The sequence below is a fragment of the Sphingobacterium sp. BIGb0165 genome, from assembly GCF_024810095.1.
In the GTDB taxonomy this organism is placed as follows: Bacteria; Bacteroidota; Bacteroidia; order Sphingobacteriales; family Sphingobacteriaceae; genus Sphingobacterium; species Sphingobacterium detergens.
In genome coordinates this window covers 49,947-69,378 of the sequence record NZ_JANUEB010000007.1, presented here as the reverse complement: position 1 = coordinate 69,378, position 19,432 = coordinate 49,947, and the positions used below count along the sequence as shown (strand labels likewise).

At 38.3% G+C, this 19,432-nt stretch carries 18 protein-coding genes; 6 read left to right on the top strand and 12 right to left on the bottom strand.

The features are described from left to right. Nucleotides 1-28: 28 nt before the first annotated feature. The 4 genes from dapA to M2408_RS16900 form a co-directional block, all read right to left on the bottom strand. The gene (gene dapA, locus M2408_RS16915; RefSeq protein ID WP_259183592.1) at nucleotides 29-907 is read right to left on the bottom strand and encodes a 4-hydroxy-tetrahydrodipicolinate synthase; all 879 of its coding nucleotides are present in this window, start codon (nucleotides 905-907) and stop codon (nucleotides 29-31) included. Nucleotides 908-944: 37 nt separating this feature from the next. Continuing rightward, nucleotides 945-2,969, bottom strand: a complete 2,025-nt coding sequence (ligA, locus tag M2408_RS16910) for an NAD-dependent DNA ligase LigA (protein ID WP_259183591.1) — start codon at nucleotides 2,967-2,969, stop codon at nucleotides 945-947. A 119-nt stretch (nucleotides 2,970-3,088) separates the two neighbouring features. Continuing rightward, on the bottom strand, nucleotides 3,089-4,120 hold the full coding sequence (locus M2408_RS16905; RefSeq protein WP_259183586.1) for a glycosyltransferase family 2 protein: 1,032 nt from the start codon (nucleotides 4,118-4,120) through the stop codon (nucleotides 3,089-3,091). Then, complete coding sequence (locus M2408_RS16900; protein WP_259183585.1) at nucleotides 4,117-4,983, bottom strand: lysophospholipid acyltransferase family protein; 867 nt, start codon at nucleotides 4,981-4,983, stop codon at nucleotides 4,117-4,119. The genes M2408_RS16905 and M2408_RS16900 overlap by 4 nt, the downstream gene beginning before the upstream one ends. An 88-nt stretch (nucleotides 4,984-5,071) precedes the next feature. Between M2408_RS16900 and M2408_RS16895 the strand changes: the two genes are divergently transcribed. Together M2408_RS16895 and M2408_RS16890 are read left to right on the top strand one after the other, a co-directional pair. Continuing rightward, on the top strand, nucleotides 5,072-5,683 hold the full coding sequence (locus M2408_RS16895) for a WbqC family protein (protein WP_259183581.1): 612 nt from the start codon (nucleotides 5,072-5,074) through the stop codon (nucleotides 5,681-5,683). Between the two features lie 66 nt (nucleotides 5,684-5,749). After that, nucleotides 5,750-6,436, top strand: coding sequence for a hypothetical protein (locus tag M2408_RS16890; protein WP_259183579.1), 687 nt, complete (start codon nucleotides 5,750-5,752; stop codon nucleotides 6,434-6,436). Nucleotides 6,437-6,441: 5 nt separating this feature from the next. On the opposite strand, the gene M2408_RS16885 is transcribed toward M2408_RS16890, so the two are convergent. Then, on the bottom strand, nucleotides 6,442-7,443 hold the full coding sequence (locus M2408_RS16885) for a YihY/virulence factor BrkB family protein (protein WP_259183578.1): 1,002 nt from the start codon (nucleotides 7,441-7,443) through the stop codon (nucleotides 6,442-6,444). A 35-nt stretch (nucleotides 7,444-7,478) separates the two neighbouring features. After that, nucleotides 7,479-9,245: a long-chain fatty acid--CoA ligase gene (locus M2408_RS16880; protein ID WP_259183575.1), complete on the bottom strand. Its 1,767-nt coding sequence runs from the start codon at nucleotides 9,243-9,245 to the stop codon at nucleotides 7,479-7,481. 169 nt (nucleotides 9,246-9,414) lie between these two features. Here M2408_RS16880 and M2408_RS16875 point away from each other — a divergent pair, with 169 nt between their 5' ends. After that, nucleotides 9,415-9,915, top strand: a complete 501-nt coding sequence (locus tag M2408_RS16875) for a hypothetical protein (protein WP_120261971.1) — start codon at nucleotides 9,415-9,417, stop codon at nucleotides 9,913-9,915. A gap of 69 nt (nucleotides 9,916-9,984) precedes the next feature. Here M2408_RS16875 and M2408_RS16870 read toward each other — a convergent pair whose 3' ends face one another. Further along, nucleotides 9,985-11,730: a M61 family metallopeptidase gene (locus M2408_RS16870; RefSeq protein WP_259183569.1), complete on the bottom strand. Its 1,746-nt coding sequence runs from the start codon at nucleotides 11,728-11,730 to the stop codon at nucleotides 9,985-9,987. A 259-nt stretch (nucleotides 11,731-11,989) separates the two neighbouring features. Here M2408_RS16870 and M2408_RS16865 point away from each other — a divergent pair, with 259 nt between their 5' ends. Together M2408_RS16865 and M2408_RS16860 are read left to right on the top strand one after the other, a co-directional pair. Then, the gene (locus tag M2408_RS16865; protein ID WP_259183567.1) at nucleotides 11,990-12,856 is read left to right on the top strand and encodes an N-acetylglucosamine kinase; all 867 of its coding nucleotides are present in this window, start codon (nucleotides 11,990-11,992) and stop codon (nucleotides 12,854-12,856) included. Between the two features lie 11 nt (nucleotides 12,857-12,867). Beyond that, on the top strand, nucleotides 12,868-13,392 hold the full coding sequence (locus tag M2408_RS16860; RefSeq protein ID WP_259183565.1) for a glutathione peroxidase: 525 nt from the start codon (nucleotides 12,868-12,870) through the stop codon (nucleotides 13,390-13,392). A 173-nt stretch (nucleotides 13,393-13,565) separates the two neighbouring features. Here the strand turns inward: M2408_RS16860 and M2408_RS16855 are convergent, their stop codons facing one another. After that, nucleotides 13,566-14,702, bottom strand: coding sequence for a serine hydrolase (locus M2408_RS16855; protein ID WP_259183563.1), 1,137 nt, complete (start codon nucleotides 14,700-14,702; stop codon nucleotides 13,566-13,568). 35 nt (nucleotides 14,703-14,737) lie between these two features. After that, nucleotides 14,738-15,619: a LysR family transcriptional regulator gene (locus M2408_RS16850; RefSeq protein WP_259183557.1), complete on the bottom strand. Its 882-nt coding sequence runs from the start codon at nucleotides 15,617-15,619 to the stop codon at nucleotides 14,738-14,740. A 198-nt stretch (nucleotides 15,620-15,817) separates the two neighbouring features. Between M2408_RS16850 and M2408_RS16845 the strand changes: the two genes are divergently transcribed. Next, a complete protein-coding gene (locus M2408_RS16845; RefSeq protein ID WP_259183555.1) occupies nucleotides 15,818-16,531 on the top strand; it encodes a class I SAM-dependent methyltransferase in 714 nt (237 codons plus the stop codon). 341 nt (nucleotides 16,532-16,872) lie between these two features. Here M2408_RS16845 and M2408_RS16840 read toward each other — a convergent pair whose 3' ends face one another. Genes M2408_RS16840 through M2408_RS16830 form a run of 3 tightly spaced genes read right to left on the bottom strand, consistent with a single transcriptional unit; the run spans nucleotide 16,873 to nucleotide 19,354 of the window. Continuing rightward, nucleotides 16,873-17,328 carry an NUDIX domain-containing protein gene (locus tag M2408_RS16840; RefSeq protein ID WP_259183554.1) on the bottom strand — a complete coding sequence of 152 codons (456 nt, stop codon included), beginning with the start codon at nucleotides 17,326-17,328 and terminating at the stop codon, nucleotides 16,873-16,875. 36 nt (nucleotides 17,329-17,364) lie between these two features. Further along, a complete protein-coding gene (locus M2408_RS16835) occupies nucleotides 17,365-18,111 on the bottom strand; it encodes a hypothetical protein (RefSeq protein WP_259183553.1) in 747 nt (248 codons plus the stop codon). 52 nt (nucleotides 18,112-18,163) lie between these two features. After that, nucleotides 18,164-19,354: a DEAD/DEAH box helicase gene (locus tag M2408_RS16830; protein ID WP_259183550.1), complete on the bottom strand. Its 1,191-nt coding sequence runs from the start codon at nucleotides 19,352-19,354 to the stop codon at nucleotides 18,164-18,166. Nucleotides 19,355-19,432 lie beyond the last annotated feature (78 nt).

Sequence of the window (19,432 nt, the reverse complement as noted above, 5' to 3'; positions counted from 1 at the left end):
CTTTCTCAACAACAAACAAATTGATCACTTAGTTCAATTTGTGCATTTCTTCTGTTATTGCTACTTGTATTTTTTCACTGATACCTACCAATGGAAGGCGTAAAGTATCATGACCGATGCCTAATTTTTTAAGAATATATTTGACGCCGGCAGGATTTCCTTCCACAAAACAAAGATCTGTTATCTGGAGTAAATCGTTGTGTATTGCTCTTGCTTCATGATAATTGCCTTCTGCACATAATTTTGCCAGCCTGGTAACGCGTTTTGGAAATGCATTTCCAACAACAGAGATAATGCCCGCAGCACCGAGTGCCATCATAGGTAAGGTCACCGGATCATCTCCAGAGATCAATAGAAAATCTGCTGGTTTGTCCCGTAAGATTTCGCTGAATTGAGCAAAATTGCCAGAAGCTTCTTTTATTGCTACAATATTTGAAAAATCATTAGCCAAACGTAATGTCGTTTGTGCTGTCATATTACTACCCGTACGGCCCGGTACATTATATAATATAATAGGTAAAGGGGAAACTTGCGCAATAGCCTTATAGTGTTGATAAATTCCTTCCTGTGTCGGTTTGTTATAATAAGGTGACACAGATAAAATGGCGCAAAAACCAGTCGGATCGAAAGCTTTGATCTGTTCTACAATCTCTGCCGTATTGTTACCACCGATGCCAGCCACCAAAGGAAGTCTACCGTTCACGCGCTTGACAGTGAAATCCCAGATACGCTTTCGTTCTTCTTTAGTCAATGTGGCAACTTCTCCAGTTGTACCTAAAGAAACCAAATAATCCATACCCTCGTTGATTTGCAAGTCAATAAGTTGACCTAATGCCTCGAAATCAACAGATTCATCTGAGTTAAAAGGAGTGACCAATGCTACTCCTGCGCCGTGAAGCTCGTTCATCTTGTTTTTGTATTTATATAAATTTAATTAAAAAATCCTATTTGGCATGAATAAGGTCTAAAAGATCCTTCTCATTAATCATCGGGACACCCAATTTTTCCGCTTTCGCTAATTTAGATGGTCCCATTTTATCCCCGGCAACGAGATAATTCAATTTTGCGGAAATGGAAGAAAGTATCTTGCCACCATTGCTCTCAATCAGCTCTGCGAGCTGCTCCCTGGAATAATCAGCAAATACACCTGAAATCAAAAAGGTCTTTCCGCTGAGATTTTCGCTGGCCAGAATGATTTCCCTTTCCTCAATTTCTAAATTTAAGCCATACTGTCTTAGGCTGATGAGTTGTTGCTGATGAATAGGGTTGTCTAAATATTCTTTGACACTCTCCGCGATACGGCGTCCGATATCTTGTACCGCTTCAATTTCTTCCGTTGAAGCTTGAGCAAGGGCATCGATGTTCTTGAAATGCTGTGCTAGTTTTTTTGCGATTGTTTCGCCAACATGACGTATGCCCAAAGAAAATAACACTTTCTCAAAAGGTTTCTCTTTTGATTTTTCAATGCCTGCCAGCATATTGTCGATGGATTTTTGACCAAAGCGCTCGAGTTGCTGTAAGTCTTCCTGATGATCTTTTAGACCGTAGATATCGACGATATTATGCAATAGTCCTTTTTTGAACAAGGTTTCTACTGTTTCATCGCCCATTCCCTCGATATCCATCATTTTACGCCCGATAAAATGCTGCATTTTACCGACGATCTGTGGGGGGCATCCTGTTTCATTGGGACAATAGTGAACTGCTTCACCTTCCTGTCTAATTAATATGGTGCCACATTCTGGACAGCTGTCTGGATAGATAAAGGCTGTTGTATCTGCTAATCTCTTTTCAAGGTTCACAGCAATGATTTTTGGAATGATTTCTCCTCCTTTTTCTACATAGACGGTATCACCTTGATGTAAATCTAGCCGTGCAATTTCATTGGCATTGTGCAGTGATGCACGTTTGACCGTCGTGCCCGCCAACAATACAGGTTGAAGGTTAGCAACAGGAGTCACCGCTCCGGTACGTCCCACTTGGTAGCTAATGGTTTTGAGTGTTGTCTCAACACGTTCAGCTTTGAATTTATAGGATATCGCCCATCTTGGGTTCTTGGCCGTAAAACCTAGATCTTCTTGTTGGGCGTAATCATTTACTTTGACAACGATCCCGTCGATTTCGTACCCAAGGTTATGTCGTTCAGTATCCCAATAGTCAATGAATTCAAAGACATCAGCCAGGGTACTACATTTTCTTGTATGCTCACAGACATGGAAACCCCAGCTTTTCACATGTTCCAGGCTGTTCCAGTGATCGTGAAATAAATTGGTTCTATTGTCACAATACAGAAAGTATAGAAAACAATCCAAGGGTCTTTTGGCAACCTCTGCTGAATCTTGAAGTTTTATCGTACCCGAAGCAAAATTGCGCGGATTGGCATAAGTCTGCTCTTCATTCTCTTCCCGTTCCTTGTTCAGACGTAAAAACGCGGATTTATGCATAAATATCTCTCCCCGAATTTCAAACTGTTCAGGGTAGTCGCCTTCTTTGAGTCTGATCGGAATGGAACGAATTGTTTTGACATTACTTGTCACGACATCACCTTGTGTTCCATCGCCACGGGTAACCCCTTTGCTCAGTATCCCGTTTTCATAGGTGAGGCTAATGGAAAGACCGTCAAATTTTAATTCACAGACATACTCAAACTGATCGCCTATGATTTTGCGGATTCGCTGATCAAAGTCAAACAGTTCTTCCTGGCTGTAGGTATTGCCCAAAGAAAGCATGGGCCAACGATGTTTTTCCGTTTTAAATTTAGACGTAATATCTCCACCTACGCGTTGTGTAGGTGAGTTTGGGTCAGCAAATTCTGGATATTGACGTTCCAGTGCTTCGAGTTCCTTTAACTTGAGATCGAAGTCATAATCTGAAATAAGACTATTCGCCAATACATAGTATTGATAGTTGTAATGATTAAGTTCTGCTGTTAAGTCTTTTATCTTTTTTTCAATATCCATTGCCAACATGTTGCAAAATTACAAATAAAAAGTACGTTTAAATAAAATAAATAAAGAATCTTGTTGTAAAGAGTGCCTTATTTTTAAAATGCGTTTTTGTGCATTTTACGATCCAGACTTCAAATGCCTTATTTGAAATCCTTTGGATTCAATTGCGAAAATTTATGTTTATTATTCGTGTAAAAATCAATAATAATTGAATTATTGTATTGTCCTGTCTGGTTTTCTATCGCCGTATATTTCTTTCGTTTTCTAGCATTTTTAAAAATATTTAGGAAGAAATACTGATGTGCGCGACTGATCGCCCATGCATCTTTCGGCTTTCGGTCAATTAGAAACTTCATCAATGCGGCTAAATCGAACCAAAGGCGTAGGAAAATTATCCAAATTGCCTTACCCAAAGGTAGGTTCTTTTGCAACATAACGAGATTATTCCTGAAATTTAGGTAGGTCTTCTTGGGGTTGCTGGCATTTAATGTCCCGCCGCCTACATGATAGACAACGGACGTTGGACAGTAACCTATACCATAGCCCATTTTTTTCAATCGCCAACATAGATCAATTTCCTCCATATGAGCAAAGAAATCTTCATCCAGGCCATTCGCTTCTTTCCAGGCTTTCTCGCGGATAAAAAGTGCGGCTCCCGATGCCCAGAAAATCTCGGATTCCTGATTGTACTGGTTATGGTCTTCCTCTACCTCATGTAAAATCCTTCCTCTACAAAAAGGAAAACCAAAATAGTCCATATAACCTCCAGCGGCACCTGCATGCTCAAATTTATCTTTATTATGAAAAGATAGGATCTTGGGTTGTGCCGCAGCAATACCGGGATTACGCTCCATGTAAGCGATAACAGGCTCTATCCAGTTTTGGCTGACTTCTACATCTGAATTTAATAAGACATAATAATCCGCCTCTACACGTTCTAGGATTTTGTTGTAACCACCGGCAAAACCATAATTCTTGTCGTTTTCAAGAATGGTAATGGTGGGATAGTATTGCTTGACGAATAGAATAGAATCATCATCCGATGCATTGTCTCCAATGACGAACTCAATATTTGGATAAGAACTGTTGTAGACGGAAGGTAAGAATTTCTCAAGGAAGAAACGACCATTCCAGTTCAGTATGACAACAGCTACTTTTGGTAATTTACTCATTTTCTACGTTTCCTTTTCCAGCGATTATGTGACCAAAGCCAATATTCGGGATTTTCACGAATCATTTGCTCTGCAAAGCTATTGTGCAAATCGGTTATTTCATGTTCAGCAAATTCAGAAGGGTCCTCTACCAAAGTTACAAACTTGCAGAAGTATTGTCCTCTTTTTGCCTTTCGGCCAATATAACAAAATACAACAGGGGCTTTGCTTATTCTTGATAGCCGCTCAGCTCCGGTATAGACCAATGTTTCCTGGTTCAGCCAATTGATAAAGTAATCAGAGTCTGAATATAAAGGGGTCTGATCAGCGACCAGCATACTGACATTGGGCTGCCCTTTCAATTTTACAATATGCCGGAGAATTTGTTTCATTGGAACCATTTCTGCGCCAAAACGACCGCGCATCGTATTGTATACTGTATCAATATCCTTGTTGTTTAACGGTTTGTAAACTATCAATGTTGGAAAATCAGTGATCAAACTCAGACGGTGTATCCCGAGCTCCCAATTGGCATAATGCGAGGTTACCCCAATCACATTTTTCCCGGCAGCAAGATGGCGCGTTAGTTCCTCTTCATTTTCTAAAGTCATTTTCCGCTTGACTTCTTTGGTTGAAATCGTTTTTAGCTTAATGGATTCTACAAGTAAATCCGGAAAAAAGCGGTAGAATTTTTTTGCTATTAATAGTCTTTCAGCCTCGGTTTTTTCAGGAAAAGCGTTTTTTAAATTTTGGAATACGATACCCTTTCTATACCCAATAATATAATAGAGGATATAATAAAGCCCATCGGAAATCAAATATAGAAACCAATAGGGGAGAAGAGAGATGACATAGATTAATGCGTTTAACGCTTTTTGTTTCATGCTATAGCTAAAATTCCCAGTTGTATTTTACAAATATCCTTAAATTAAGTTATTTTTGCGTCACTTATAACAAAAATCATCAGTTTTTATGGAATCGCAGTTAATACTTCCAGCATGTTATCTTCCGCCGATATCTTATTTTCATACCATTCAGGAAAATAATCTCCCTGTTGTAATCGAAAAATATGAACATTTTCAAAAACAGAGTTATCGTACGCGGGCGCGCATTGCTTCTGCCAATGGGGTACAGGATTTAATCGTTCCAATACAACATGGTAATAAGGAACGAGTCCCAATGAAAGATATCCGGATAAGCTATGAATTTGACTGGCAGCGCTTACATTGGTTGAGTATTCAGACCGCTTATCGAAGTTCTGCGTATTTTGAATATTATGAAGATGATTTTAGTCGTTTTTATGAAGAAAAGTTCGATTATCTCTTAGACTTCAACGTTGCACAGTTGGAGCTGATACTAAAATCAATTAAGCTAAAAAGAACAGTTTCCTTTACAGAGGAATTCACGGTCAGTGATGCGGACACAATCGATTATCGGGAAATCATACATCCAAAAAAGGAAAGTATATTGGTTGCACCCAAAGAGTACTATCAGGTTTTTTTGGATAAAAATGGTTTCTATCCAGATTTGAGTATTATCGATCTGTTATTTAATCAAGGTCCACAGTCCAAAAGCTATCTTTAAAATATTCTAAATACCTTGAACATTCTGCGTTTAATATTGTTCTTATTCAATATTAAACGCTTTTAAATGAATAGACTTCTTCTTGTTTTCGTTCTTCTTCCTTTGTTTAGCATTGCTACTTATGCCCAGGGTGGTGTTGATACAATACATTATCGGAAAGTTTACTATTGGGGAACCACCGGGATGGGATTCCCTATAGGCAAAACGAAAGATATACTCTCCCCAAAATTTTCTGGTAGTATTGGTCTGGATATTTCCCTTAAAAATTCGATGTTTTTTATCTCCCCAACCTTGTATACTTTGTCATTCAAATACAAGCAACGTCTGCCTGATCCCAATTTTGCCTATCGTATTGAGGATGCAAATACGAATTTTTATACTTTCGCATTTTCGGGTGGTGTGCGAAAACAGATGCGCCGATTGAATGTTTACGGTTTTCTTGGGCCGGGAATAGGCTTGACAAGTGAGCCCCGTGCGAATGTAATGGCTGATCAGAAGCTGGTTAAGATGGAGAATATAAATCGTTTTAACCTGTCCAGTAAACTAGGTGCTGGAGCTGACTATAAATTCAATGGCTTTTTCCTTGGATTGGAATTAGGCTACTTGCACAATTTCAGAAAGATACAGGATACACCGGTCAATATTTTTACAGTGATGATCGGACTGAAATCAGATATCACACAAATTGGTGACAGGGTTATTGATGTGATCGGAATAGATGGCTCTATCAGTGGGAAAAAAGAAAAAAAATAGTGTGACTACTTTAAGACTTGAATCGTATCTCCGATATGAGCTTCTGCATCGGAGCCCATTTTCTTGACTTTTTCTGTTTGTTCAATAGCAACGGCAAATGCGGATGGAACAATACCCGCTCCAAATTTGATCGCATAAAACTTGGTAAATTCAGCTCCAAAGTAAAGTATTGCTGCTGAATAATAGATCCACAATAACATGATGATGATAGAGCCTGCTGCACCATAAAAACTTGCCGTGGAGGAGAGGTTGAGATAAATCGAGATTCCATAACGGCCCAGCATAAAAAGAAGACCAGTGAAAATAGCTCCGCCGAGCATATCGCGGAATTTTACCTTGGCATCCGGTAAGAATGAGAAGATAAATCCAAACAGTATCACAATGACAGAAAACGTAATACCGGTATTTACCCAAGATATCAGGGCAATCGGAATAATGGGGAAATAGGTCATGACCAGGTTGGTGACCGCGACAATAACCCCATTTATCATCAATGAAGCAATTAATAAGAAGCCCAAAGCAATCACGATGGAAAAGGAGATGAGTCTATTGATGATCAATTTTAACCATCCTTTCTTGGGTTTAGGCTTCACTTTCCAGATATTGTTTATTGAATCCTGGATATCGACAAATAAAGTCGTGGAGGAAAGGACCAAAGTAACAATACCGACTGTAATGCCTATATTGGATTTGTTTTCAAAAGTAATTTTCTGAAGATAGGATTGAATTTGCGTGGTCACACCCTGTCCAAAAAGTATCGTAACTTCGTCCAGTACTTCATCTTGTGCAGAAGAACCACTTTGAAGATGTTCACCATAAAAGAAACCGATACACCAAATGACGATCATTAGCAACGGACCGATCGAAAAGATTGTATAATAGGCTAGCGATGCACTTTTTTTCATGCACTTGTCATCATTGAATCCATTGAAGGCATCAATCATGACCTGCCAAATATTTTTCCAGTATCCGAATGTAAATAAATCTTTTAGTGTAACGTGCTTCATAATAAGATTGTCCGCTCCAATAATCGTGCAAATTGTTATTCTTGATTCTGTTCTACATACAATTTGTCGATCGCAGCTTCATTCTCTTTTAAAATAACTTTTCGTTTCAAACTTAATTTTGGGGTCAATTGACCTTCATTTATTGACCATTCTTTTGGTAAAAGAATAAATTTCTTGACAATCTCCCAATGGCCAAAGTTACCTGATAATCGGTTTATTTCCTCTTGGTATTTTTGAACAACGTCGGAATTTTTGATAAGTTCTTCATTTGAACTACTGGATATCCCTTTTTGAGCAGCCCATTTTGAAAGAACATCAAAAGCAGGTACGATTAATGCACTCGGAAATTTGCGATTCTCGCCGATTACCATTACCTGGCCGATCAAGGTTGATTCCATTAATTTGTTTTCAATAGACTGCGGTGCAATGTATTTTCCGCCAGCTGTTTTAAACATCTCCTTCTTTCGATCAGTGATCTTTAAGAAACCATCTGTCGTAATTTCGCCAATATCTCCGGTTTTGAAGAAACCATTTTCATCGAAAGCTTCCTTCGTGGCTTCTTCGTTTTGATAATAGCCTGTAGTTATACTAGGGCCTTTCACTAGGATCTCACCATCTGATGCGATTTTTACTTCAAGGTTTTTAAGCGGTTTTCCAACTGTTCCGAATTTTAGTCCATTTGGTAAATAAGAGTTTACAGCAATAACGGGAGAAGTTTCCGTCAATCCATATCCTTCAAGCACCTTGAGGTCAGCAGCCCAAAATATACGCGCTAAGCGCTCTTGAAGGGCGGCACCGCCTGATACAATAATCTTAATATTACCTCCCAATGCTTCCTGCCATTTAGAAAAGATCAGCTTACGGGCAATGCCCAGTTTAATCGAATAGAGCATGCCATTTTTGCCTGGCTCCTGGAATTTTAACCCTAAGTCTACTGCCCAGAAGAATAGTTTCTTTTTAATACCGGTCAGTGCTTTACCCTTTTCAATGATCTTGTCATAGACTTTTTCCAGTACACGTGGTACCGTTGTAAAGACATCTGGTTTTACATCGTTAATATCAGCAACGACATTATCCAGGGTTTCAGAGAAGTAAATTTGAATCCCTTTTGAATAGTACATATACACAACCATGCGTTCGAAAATATGGCATAACGGAAGAAAACTAAGTGCAGTTTTGAAATCCTCCCGTATCAGATAATTGCATGCGGTGACATTGCTATAGACATTTTTATGGGATAGGTAAACACCTTTGGGACGCCCTGTGGTGCCCGAGGTATAAATCAAGGTCAATAGATCATCTTCGGTAACGCTATCGCGATGGGAGGACAGATCCGTCGTGTCTTCTTTTGCACCTGCAATTAACTCAGTTAGAGGAGTATGGTTTTCAATCTGGTCAAAGGTATATACCTGCGGTTGTATGCCATGTTCCTTGATCGCCTGCTCAATACGGGCAGTCAAGTCATTATTGCTTACAAATAACACTTTAACATCGGAATCGTTCACAATAAATGAAAGATCTTGTGTAGATAATGTCGGGTAGAGAGGGACTGTTGCAAGCCCGATTTGATTGCAGGCAAAATCAACCAAGTTCCATTCCGGTCTATTACCGGACATTATTCCGACACGATCTCCTTTCTTAAGCTCCAATTTCAATAGAGCCCTACTCAAGGAATCAATTGCATCCGTATATTCTTTGGTGGAGTAAGTTTTCCAGTTGCCACTGGAATCTCTGCCCGCCACCATAATGTCCTTTGCGTATTTTTCTTTATATAAGGTTATAAAGTCAAAAATTCTGCCCATATCACTTGAGTTTATTTGGTTATCACTATTGACTTAAATATAAAAAAAATATCAGAAATAAAGTTGGAGATATTGGGATTAATGTCATAACAAATTAAACATTGTGTCGTTATAGCTGTAATTGTTACTTTTGAAAGATATAAAGTAGAGTATAAAGCGTTCAATTTTTATGAGAAAAATATTTTTGGCTGTCGGTGGAATGCTGATGTTTGGTGCGTTATCCAATAAAGCTGTAGCTCAGCTGGATAATAAAGGCGCTATTGGTGGGCGGTTTGGTTCTGCTCAAGGGATTACTTATCGTCATACACTTAATTCAAACCATGCGTTAGAAGGTATTATGAGTATTCAAAGCAATTCTGATTTCCGCCGATTTCGTGTAGTTGGATTGTATGAAATTTACAAACCTTTAGCGACAGGTTTAAATTGGTACTATGGTTTTGGTGGAAGTATCGGATCGTACAAAGAAAAAGACAAAATCATAAATGGTCAACGTCAATCGTTTGATTCACATCTTAATTTAAGTATAGATGGTATTGTCGGGATAGAGTATAATATTCCCCAAGCCCCATTTCAGATTTCATTGGATGTAAAACCTTACTTTGATTTTCTGAATGAATCCAGCCTCAAGATATTTGATCCTATTGGATTCTCGGTAAGATATAAGTTTTAAAATTAACAGAAAGAGCAGAAATATATTTCTGCTCTTTCTGTTAAATGGTACAGTTGACTAACGTTCACATTAAGCCATCCAGATTTTTCCCAACAGTTCCTGCAGGAAGGTTTGGTCTTTAAGCGGACGGATTTCATGAATCTTCTTGTTATTTCTTCTGATCTGAACGGGTATTTCTCGAATTAAGCCGTCTCTTGCAATAAGGAAATTCAATATTTCACCATCAGTAGCATGTTGGATGATAAAATCAATTTCCTTATCTTTTAAATCAAGTCTGATATTATTGATTGCAATTAATTCATCTCTGACATTTAAACCGGCATCGTAGGCACCCGTTCCTTTTTCAACAGTCGCAACACTGATTACACCATCTGTTTTGTTGGTCGTGATGCCCAAGGTTAATGTGTCATTATCTTCGTTGGTATCCACGATTTCGTATCCTACCAAATTAAAATAAGCGTTGTAATCGAGTTCGCCATCCTGATGTGCTGCCTGGAATATATCATCCAGAGAGGTGCCAGTAATACGCTCCGCTAGGCTCTGAAACTCTTTTTCTTCAAAGCCACGGTCAAGTTTTAAGAAAAATTCTTCATAAGCAGCACGGAGGATGTCGTCTAATTTTATTTTTCCATCTGTGGCTGCTATTACTTTGATATCAAGCAGGGCGGTAAGCATAGCCCCTTTGTTATAATAAGAAATAGCCGAATTAATGGCATTTTCATCTGGTCTATAATATTTGATCCAAGTATCAAAGCTTGATGCAGCCGCAGACTGTATCTCATGTCCTGGACGGTTCAATATAATATTAAAATCATTTGCCAATAATGAAAGGTATTCCTTTTCATCATAGAATCCACAGCGTTTGATGATTAAATTGTCATAATAGGAGGTCACCCCTTCCATGATCCATAGTCCTGTGGTATAGTTCTCCCCATCATAGTCAAATGGGCCCAATGCCTTGGGACGAAAGCGCTTTACATTCCATAAGTGGAAATATTCATGGGCTACGAGGCTCAGATATGTTTTGTAGCTGTGTTCATTGCGATATGCATTTCTCGAAGCCCCCAGTACGGTAGAGTTGAGGTGCTCAAGACCGCCACCACCAGATTGATAGTTGTGTGTGATAATGACATAACGTTTGTTGGGGTTTGATCCCCAAATACGGGTTTCTTCTTCCACAATTCTTGTAATGTCTGTGGTAAGACGTTCTTTGTCATAGGAGCCACCACCCACCATTGCGCACTCATGTTCTACTCCTGCAGCATGAAACTTCCAAATATCCTGGTTACCTACTTCAATCGGACTATCATATAAAACGTCGAAGCTGGGTGCATGGAAAGTATGTTGCGTCAACCGTTCAAGTCCTGTCGATATACTTTTCCAGGTTTCTTTGGGTACAATAACGATAGTCGAAGAGACGTTAAGATAGCCTTCAATATGTAGAAATGTTGCTGTTGGGACGATAAATGCGTGGTCGCTGTCGAAAAAATTTGTACGGACAGAGACCTCAAAGCCATATACCGAATAGTGTACATCTATCTGATCCAGTGCATCTGTTGTAACACGCCAGGTATTTTTTGATATTTTGCTGAAAGGAATGGGATTTCCATTGGCATCGACAGGTTTAAATCGCTCTACATTTTTTGCGTATTCACGAATTAAGTAGGAACCTGGTGACCAGACTGGCATTTTTAGATCAACATAGGGTTGATTGAGTTTTTTGATGCTCATCTTTACGTCAATGTAATGAGCTTGTACTTCTGGAAATGATACCTCAAAGTTTATTGTAGGTACATTTAAATGGTCACTATCCATGAAAAATAATTTTAGTATGCGCTTACAAAATTAAAAGTATCTTATGCTTAAATCAAACAAAAAAATGTTTTGTTGGTTCTTCAATAGCTTATTAAATCCGTCGCACTTTGATTGATTCAAAAAGTCTCATTGGATTGTAAAGATGTCACATAAGAATTCCAAGATACGTATTTTCTTTAAGAATCGTCGTTTCAGTTTGGAGGTAATTTTTGTATATTTGATACACTAGTTTATAAGGGGAAAATAATCAAGAATTTGTATGATCTTAGTTGTTGATAGTGGCTCGTCAAAGTCAGATTGGAAATTGGAATTGCCTGATAGTGCTCCTATTTCGTTCAGTACAAATGGACTCAATCCTTTTTTCGTTAATGAAAAAGAAATCACACGGGTTATTAAAGAAATACCTGAAATAATACCCTATGCTGACGAGGTTACAGAGCTTTATTTTTTTGGGGCGGGCTGTATTACCCCTGACCGTCGTGAAATGGTTTCAAATGCATTGACCCCTTTATTTGAAAATGCTTATATCGCAGTTGAGAACGACCTTTTTGGTAGTGCTTTAGCAACCTGTGGCAATAAAAAAGGTTATGTAGCTACACTTGGTACTGGATCGGATCTGAGCTTTTTTGATGGTGAGGAGCTCATGGCCTCCCACAATGGTAATGGTTATGTGTTGGGAGACGAAGGTTCTGGCGCTTACTTCGGTAAAAAGCTCCTACGCTTATTTTTATATGGGCGTATGCCGAAAGATTTGAATGAGAAATTCGCCGTTAAATATCGTATAAATAAAGAGGTTGTTATTAAAAATGTGTACCAAAAAGAACGGCCGAATGCTTTTTTAGCCTCCTTTGCGCCATTTATGTCTGATAATATTACCCATCCATTTATTATTGATCTGGTAAAAGGTGGTTTTGAAGAGTTTGTTCAGGCCTCTATTTTGACTTATGCGGATTATACACAGTATGAGTGCCACTTTGTTGGCTCAATTGCTTATAGTTTTGATCTGTTATTGCGTGAAGTGTGTGAAGCACATCAGATCAAGGTCGGAACAATACTAAAGTCACCTATTAACGAATTGTTCAATGCGGTGCTGGAAAGAGAGAGTAACTCATTGTTGAGTCTTTAAATTAAATAAATATGATCGTAGCAACTATTATGGTGTACATGTCAATGTTATTTGGCAATCCCGAAATTTATAATTTCACTTTTAAGACGCTGGAAGGGCAGGAGGTGAAAATGTCCGATTTCAAAGGGAAGAAGATATTGATTGTCAATACAGCTTCTAAATGCGGTTTTACGAAACAGTATAAGGACCTGGAAGAACTACACAAAACATTTGGCGACAAATTGGTTATTATCGGTTTTCCGGCGAATAACTTTGGGCAACAAGAGCCTGGCTCTAATACAGAGATTCAGGAATTCTGTGAACAAAACTATGGTGTAGACTTTTTAATGGCTGAAAAAGTGGAAGTCAAAGGGGATCAGATTTCACCTTTATTTAAATATCTGATCACACAGGAAAATCCCGATTTTACAGGAGAGATTAAATGGAACTTTGAAAAATTTCTGATCGACGAAAATGGTAAATTAGTACATCGCTTTCGATCAGCTACCAATCCACTGGATCCAGCGATTGTAAACTGGGTAGGAAATAAGAAATAAGTAAAAAGCAAGAAATACAGCTATACCCCCAAATAGTGTTCAACTATTTGGGGGTATTTTTATGGCTGAAAGATAGTGGGATGATTCTGAAAGTGCTCCAACTCTTCTGCTTATCAAGCCCTTTTTTCGCAGTTGAAAATAAAAATTGTGAAACTTTTTTACTGAATTTCAGCCTATTTTATATACGTGTCATATAAGGCGCGGATGCAGTCTTTGAGCAGCGGATTAAAATTTTCGCTATCAGGTATGTTGCAGCCATTGGTGATCACTACAAATCCATATTTTTTTACAGGATTGAAAAACATTGCACTGTATAAGCCATAAGCAGAGCCTGTATGTCCCGTTAATGTAACACCTGGAATTACCATATTTTCGTTCATAATAGCGAGGCCATACCCTGCATCGCTATTAACAGCTGTTTGCATGATCTTTGCATATTTTTTATCCATTATTTTCTTCCCGCTAGCCATCCCATAGTTCATATGCATAAGCATATATTTTGCAAGATCGAGTGTCGAGATCTTCATGCCACCAGTTGGGGAGAGTACAGGAGTCGTATAACCCAATTGATAAGCTGCAAGTTCGTCACGCCTTGGTGCATATGCATTCGGTTCTTCGATAATATTAGCTTTGTTATCGAATGAATACAAAGGGACTAATCTCGAATGATCTAGCGAGTCAACGCAATATCCACCATAAAGATGCAATGGCTTAAGAATGTTTTTGGAGATATAATTATCAAAACGCATCTGTGTCAATTTTTCCAATACGGCGCCGGCCATATTAAAATTTAGATTACAATACTGATATTGACTGCCTGGTGTATAATTATTATAAGAACTTTTCCAATTCGGATTTTTGGTTGGATTGATCACATCCAGATTAAAATAACCGTTTTGATCATTAATGCTCGAGGTGTGAGAAAGTATCATTCGAAGGGTGATTTTTTCCTCGGGATAATTTGGATTTCTAATCGGAAAACCGATAAGATCTCCGAAATCATCATCTAAAGAACATCGCCCCTGTTTCAAAAGCTGCATAAAAGAGGTCGCGGTAAACGACTTTGATATGGAAGCGATCCGAAAGATATCATTGTCATTGAGCAAAGTCTTGTCCTCGATACTTTTGTTACCATAATTCTTATGAAAATAAATCTGGTTGTTTTTTACAAGCACTACACTAAGTCCTATTGCTTGATATCGTTGCATAATAGTTTGCAATCGTTGGTTAATTTCTGAAGTCTCCTGTCCGAACAATAATACGGGGAGTAACAGCGCTAAGTGAAAGAGGGTAATAATGATCTTTTTCATAGTGTGTACGGGAATAAAATAATCGGGGTTGGTTACTAACCTTTATTGAATTTAAGATATTCTTTTTGAATACATTGAATAAATTCAGCAAGAGCACTATTCTTACTTTTTATATTCGAAACCAAAATTACCTCTGTTTTACTATCTACGTCATCAAGTTTCAGGATTTTCAATTTTAGATGTGGATACTGTTTTATCGTGGATGCCGGGACCACAGCCAAACCTAATCCCTGAGAAACAAGTTCGAGTATAGAAGACATAGAATTGCTTTGGTGCACAATTTTGGGTTCAAACCCCATGCGATTACAGGTATTGATTGTTAGGCGATGATATTCAGAAGCATATTTTTGATTGAAAGAGATGAAATTTTCATTGAAAAAATTGATGTTCTTAAAGTCTACTTCCGTGGATCCAGCAATAACCATCGGGTCTTCGAATAGGGGAGTGACGAGCAGTTCGCTCGCGTAAATAGGTGCGCGCATAATGCCGAGATCCAGTTTTCCATTTTCCAAGGCTGCTTTCTGTTTTTGTGTTGATGTCTCAAACAAGCTGACCCGTAGATAGGGGAATTTTTGTTGAATCTGTTTCAATACCGTTGCCAACATCTGCTTTGGTGTGGAACTGATATAGCCCAACTTAAATTCACCAGAAATATTGTTATGGATCTGTTTTGTGATCGTTTTGCTATGTTCTAAATTTTGAAGTATCTCAACAACCTCTTCCAAAAAGTATTTACCGGCTTCGGTCAGTTCTACCCTTTTGTTCGTTCTGAAAAAGAGTATAACACCCAGCTCATCTTCCAGATCTTTAATTTGTCGACTTAACGGTGGTTGGGACATAAATAACCGCTCAGCAGCCCTTCCGAAGTGGAGTTCCTCGGCTACTGTTTTGAAATAAATAAGATGTCGGATTTCCATTGATACTTTTTTGGTATGAATCGATGACAAAATAAATATTTTTAATGAATTTGAGTTAACCCTACCTTTAAATAATTAAAATTTATAGGCGATATCAATGCACAGAATGCAAAAAGCGCTTATGGAAAGAACGTGGATATTCGATATGTCCATGGAATGACAAACTGGGCATTTGTGCTCACAAATATTTATTTAGCTATGAGTAAGGCAACATTACAAGAAATTGAAACGCGATTTGACAAAGATGTCGAACGGTTCTCTAATTTAGAAACAGGTCAGGCGACTACATTGGATGCGGTATGGAATATGGAACTTATAACAGACGCAATTTCATCGCTCTACCCGAATCTTGAGCAGGTGTTGGATATCGGCTGCGGTGCAGGTAATTATGATGTGAAGCTGCTTCAGAAAGTCAGGTCCAATCCGGATGTTACTTTAGTCGATCTGAGCTTGCCCATGTTGGAGCGAGCCAAAGAACGTGTTGACTTACTTACAACTGGAGTAGTTCATTTGATTAAAGGCGATTTTCGACAAGCAGATCTGTCCGAGGAGAAATTTGATGTTATTATTGCGACAGCAGTTTTGCACCATTTGAGAGACGATCAAGATTGGGAAACTGCATTTCGCAAACTTTTTAAGCTTCTCAAAAGCGGGGGAAGTGTATGGATCTTCGATTTAATCGAACAAAATAGTGCCCCTCTTCAACAGCTGATCTATCGTGAAAAATATGGTGCTTACTTGACTAAATTGCAAAACGAAGCATATCGTGACCATGTTTTTGCCTATGTGGAACATGAAGATACACCGCGGTCCTTGGTCTATCAGCTTGAGCTATTGGCAAAGGTGGGATTTAAAGATATAGATGTACTACACAAGAATTTATGTTTTGCTTCTTTCGTCGCATTCAAATAGTACTATTGCTTGACAATAACACTACAAAACAGACAAGATCTGAGTATGGAAATAGTCAATAAAATGATAAAAAATAAGGCGATACGGGGAGTATCGCCATAAAATCACACTAACTATTAAAAAACCTATAGGACTAGGAATTTACAAATTCAATAAACCAATGTCTGTTTGATATCACTTCCCCTGCACTCATCTCGTATTAGCGAGATATCAAAAAAATAATAAAATGTAGTTATTAAGGTCAATACTTTAAAAAAACAAAGTATTTCCATTGGTTTACGTAAAGATATATGTTTATTTTTTAAATACAAATAAAATCGACGAAAATTAAAAATTTATTATCATTTGATTGTTTTCAAAAATTCTAACCAGGCGATCTGATCGGTTTTAAATGTTAGATCTTCTATGGAAAGTGTATGCAAAGGGACCCATCGGAAGGATTGACGTTTATTATCTTCAACTTTCTGATCCAGATCAAAATCAAATGCTTTAGTAGTCGTTCTGATCTGAATGGTCGAAGTATTTTTGACCTGATAATAAATTGATATGATCTGACTATCGTTGAAGCTTGATTTTTCGTAAAAATCAGTGGTATAGATATGTTTAACGACTTCAATGTCAAATGCACACTCTTCTTGATATTCTCTGATTAAAGCCTCCAATAGACCTTCTCCGTACTCTAACCCTCCACCGGGGAATTTGGTAAATGAAACATTTTCCGTTCTTTCATCACTGATCAGCACTTCCTCTTTCTCGTTGATCAATATCCCGTATACTCTTACGTTAAATGGAAACATTATTTATTCTCTATTTATATAATCAAATTTTTTCTTCTATAATGGCATGAAACCATTTTCAACCGCAAACTCATCTAACCCGATATAGGAGTAATGTCTTGGTAAAAACCAGCCTATTGCTTCCATGATATTCGTAAATTCTTTCTCTGTTCTAAACTGATTGGCAACGATATTAAATACCAAATCTTGAGAGGCCTTTTCTTCGTCTTTATAATTACGTGCGATAAGCATAATTTTAGCATTCTTGACACCATAATAATCCAGAAACTCACGAAGCTGTGTACGAACATGATAAGGTAGGATCGTTTCGGAGGGCTGGCCAACTAAAATTTCTTCATCTTTACCGATTGTGGTTTGATCATTTTTTTGCGAAAAAATACTCTCGTCTGTATAAAACTCCTCATTCAGGAAATAATTGACCAGATCGCCATAGGTAAATATCCAATCTGGATTTTCATTTTGTGTATTAATGGCAATACCAAAGCCTTTTGGTAGTACAAAATCCTTTAAACGGTTTTTGATCACAAAGGCCTGAAAATTCTGATCTTTGGGGACACTTTCCAGCTGGAAATAGGGGAATCCGTCCGGACCGATGACTACTTCGGTTTCGGCGAGTTTCAATGTACACTCTGCGATATTATTTAAGAAGGTATCACGCCATAATTCATCCCGCTCTGCAAAAGGAACCTCCATCAGATTATTAATGATGATGGTTTTTTCCAGATCCCCTAAGCGATTGTCGTTCGCATTGTTACTATCGTCAAATAAATGTATTGTACTCATCTTGGACTGTGATTTTGTTAATTGCAGGTAAAAGTAAAAGAATAATTATAATTTAACGACGTTTTCTTGATTTTGATTGTCCTTTTCGGCCATTGTTTTGGCTACTGGATAGCATTTTCTCCCAGCTCAATAAAAATGGATGTTGATCGTCAATCTGTATCTGTTTATTTAGTGACAACTGTAGTTTGATCCATTTCTGGTTGTCTTCGGCGTCGCAGAGTGTTATGGCCGTACCGTCAGCCTGAGAGCGGCCTGTTCTTCCGATACGATGTGTATATACCTCCGGAGAGTCTGGTACTTCATAGTTTATGATAGCTTCCAAATCGGGGAAATCTATGCCCCTTGCCAGCAAATCCGTTGCAATCAAAACCCTGTTTTCTTTATTTCTAAATTTGGAGATAATCTCCTCGCGCTGCTGTTGCGACTTATCACCATATAGTGCTAGTGCCGAAATGCCATTTCGATGAAGGTCTGTTTCAATCCGTTCAACAGCATGTACTGTCCGCGTGAAAATAAGGGCTTGCGATTTAATTTTGTTTTCAAGAAGGTAACGGACTAGATTTTTCTTGTCATTTTTATCAACATATAATACATACTCGCTTATTTTTCCTTTTTTTAGATGATCTTCTACCCTGACTTCTATCGGATTTTTGAGCCTTTTTTGAATGATCTTATCCATTTCTGCTGTGCGTGTCGCCGATATGAAAATAGACTGTCTTTCCGTTGGAAGTGCCTGTATAATTTTATTGATTTCTAGTGTAAAACCAAGATCGAGCAATTGATCGAATTCATCAATGACTAGGGTGTTTATCGCTTTTAGATCAACAACCTGTTGTTCTAGAAAGTCAAGTAATCTGCCTGGAGTAGCTAGGATCAGCTGAGCTTTAGGATAGGCCGCAAGTTGGCTTTCGTAAGTTCCGCCACCATAAAAACTGGCGATATTGAGACCTGTACCCTCAATCAGTCTAGCAATTCGATCTTTCGTTTGGATACAGAGTTCGCGTGTTGGAAGTAGAATAAGAACGGAGGCATGTTCTCTTTGTTCTTTTTCTAATAAATGTTGTACGATCGGGATAGCGAAAGCTTCGGTTTTTCCGGTTCCCGTAGGGGCAATCGCCAGACAATCTTTGCCAGCTAATATAGCGGGGATAGCCTGTTCCTGGACGGCAGTCAGTACCGAAAGCATTTGTTTCTCAAGGTTGGAAAAAAGGAGCTTATTGAGTTGTAGTGTCGAAAAATTCACAGTAAAAAGTTAAAATTAAAAAAAAGAACTATCTCAATCTCGAGCCTAGTGTCTTAGGAGATCATGAAGCTATGAATT

Excerpts from the sequence above, each read along its gene's own strand:
- M2408_RS16850 (WP_259183557.1), bottom strand. The coding sequence starts at position 15,619 with ATGGAAATCCGACATCTTATTTATTTCAAAACAGTAGCCGAGGAACTC.
- M2408_RS16895 (WP_259183581.1), top strand. The coding sequence starts at position 5,072 with ATGGAATCGCAGTTAATACTTCCAGCATGTTATCTTCCGCCGATATCT.
- M2408_RS16835 (WP_259183553.1), bottom strand. The coding sequence starts at position 18,111 with ATGAGTACAATACATTTATTTGACGATAGTAACAATGCGAACGACAAT.
- M2408_RS16845 (WP_259183555.1), top strand. The coding sequence starts at position 15,818 with ATGAGTAAGGCAACATTACAAGAAATTGAAACGCGATTTGACAAAGAT.
- M2408_RS16840 (WP_259183554.1), bottom strand. The coding sequence starts at position 17,328 with ATGTTTCCATTTAACGTAAGAGTATACGGGATATTGATCAACGAGAAA.
- M2408_RS16885 (WP_259183578.1), bottom strand. The coding sequence starts at position 7,443 with ATGAAGCACGTTACACTAAAAGATTTATTTACATTCGGATACTGGAAA.
- dapA (WP_259183592.1), bottom strand. The coding sequence starts at position 907 with ATGAACGAGCTTCACGGCGCAGGAGTAGCATTGGTCACTCCTTTTAAC.
- ligA (WP_259183591.1), bottom strand. The coding sequence starts at position 2,969 with ATGTTGGCAATGGATATTGAAAAAAAGATAAAAGACTTAACAGCAGAA.
- M2408_RS16890 (WP_259183579.1), top strand. The coding sequence starts at position 5,750 with ATGAATAGACTTCTTCTTGTTTTCGTTCTTCTTCCTTTGTTTAGCATT.
- M2408_RS16870 (WP_259183569.1), bottom strand. The coding sequence starts at position 11,730 with ATGGATAGTGACCATTTAAATGTACCTACAATAAACTTTGAGGTATCA.
- M2408_RS16875 (WP_120261971.1), top strand. The coding sequence starts at position 9,415 with ATGAGAAAAATATTTTTGGCTGTCGGTGGAATGCTGATGTTTGGTGCG.
- M2408_RS16860 (WP_259183565.1), top strand. The coding sequence starts at position 12,868 with ATGATCGTAGCAACTATTATGGTGTACATGTCAATGTTATTTGGCAAT.
- M2408_RS16900 (WP_259183585.1), bottom strand. The coding sequence starts at position 4,983 with ATGAAACAAAAAGCGTTAAACGCATTAATCTATGTCATCTCTCTTCTC.
- M2408_RS16855 (WP_259183563.1), bottom strand. The coding sequence starts at position 14,702 with ATGAAAAAGATCATTATTACCCTCTTTCACTTAGCGCTGTTACTCCCC.
- M2408_RS16865 (WP_259183567.1), top strand. The coding sequence starts at position 11,990 with ATGATCTTAGTTGTTGATAGTGGCTCGTCAAAGTCAGATTGGAAATTG.
- M2408_RS16880 (WP_259183575.1), bottom strand. The coding sequence starts at position 9,245 with ATGGGCAGAATTTTTGACTTTATAACCTTATATAAAGAAAAATACGCA.
- M2408_RS16905 (WP_259183586.1), bottom strand. The coding sequence starts at position 4,120 with ATGAGTAAATTACCAAAAGTAGCTGTTGTCATACTGAACTGGAATGGT.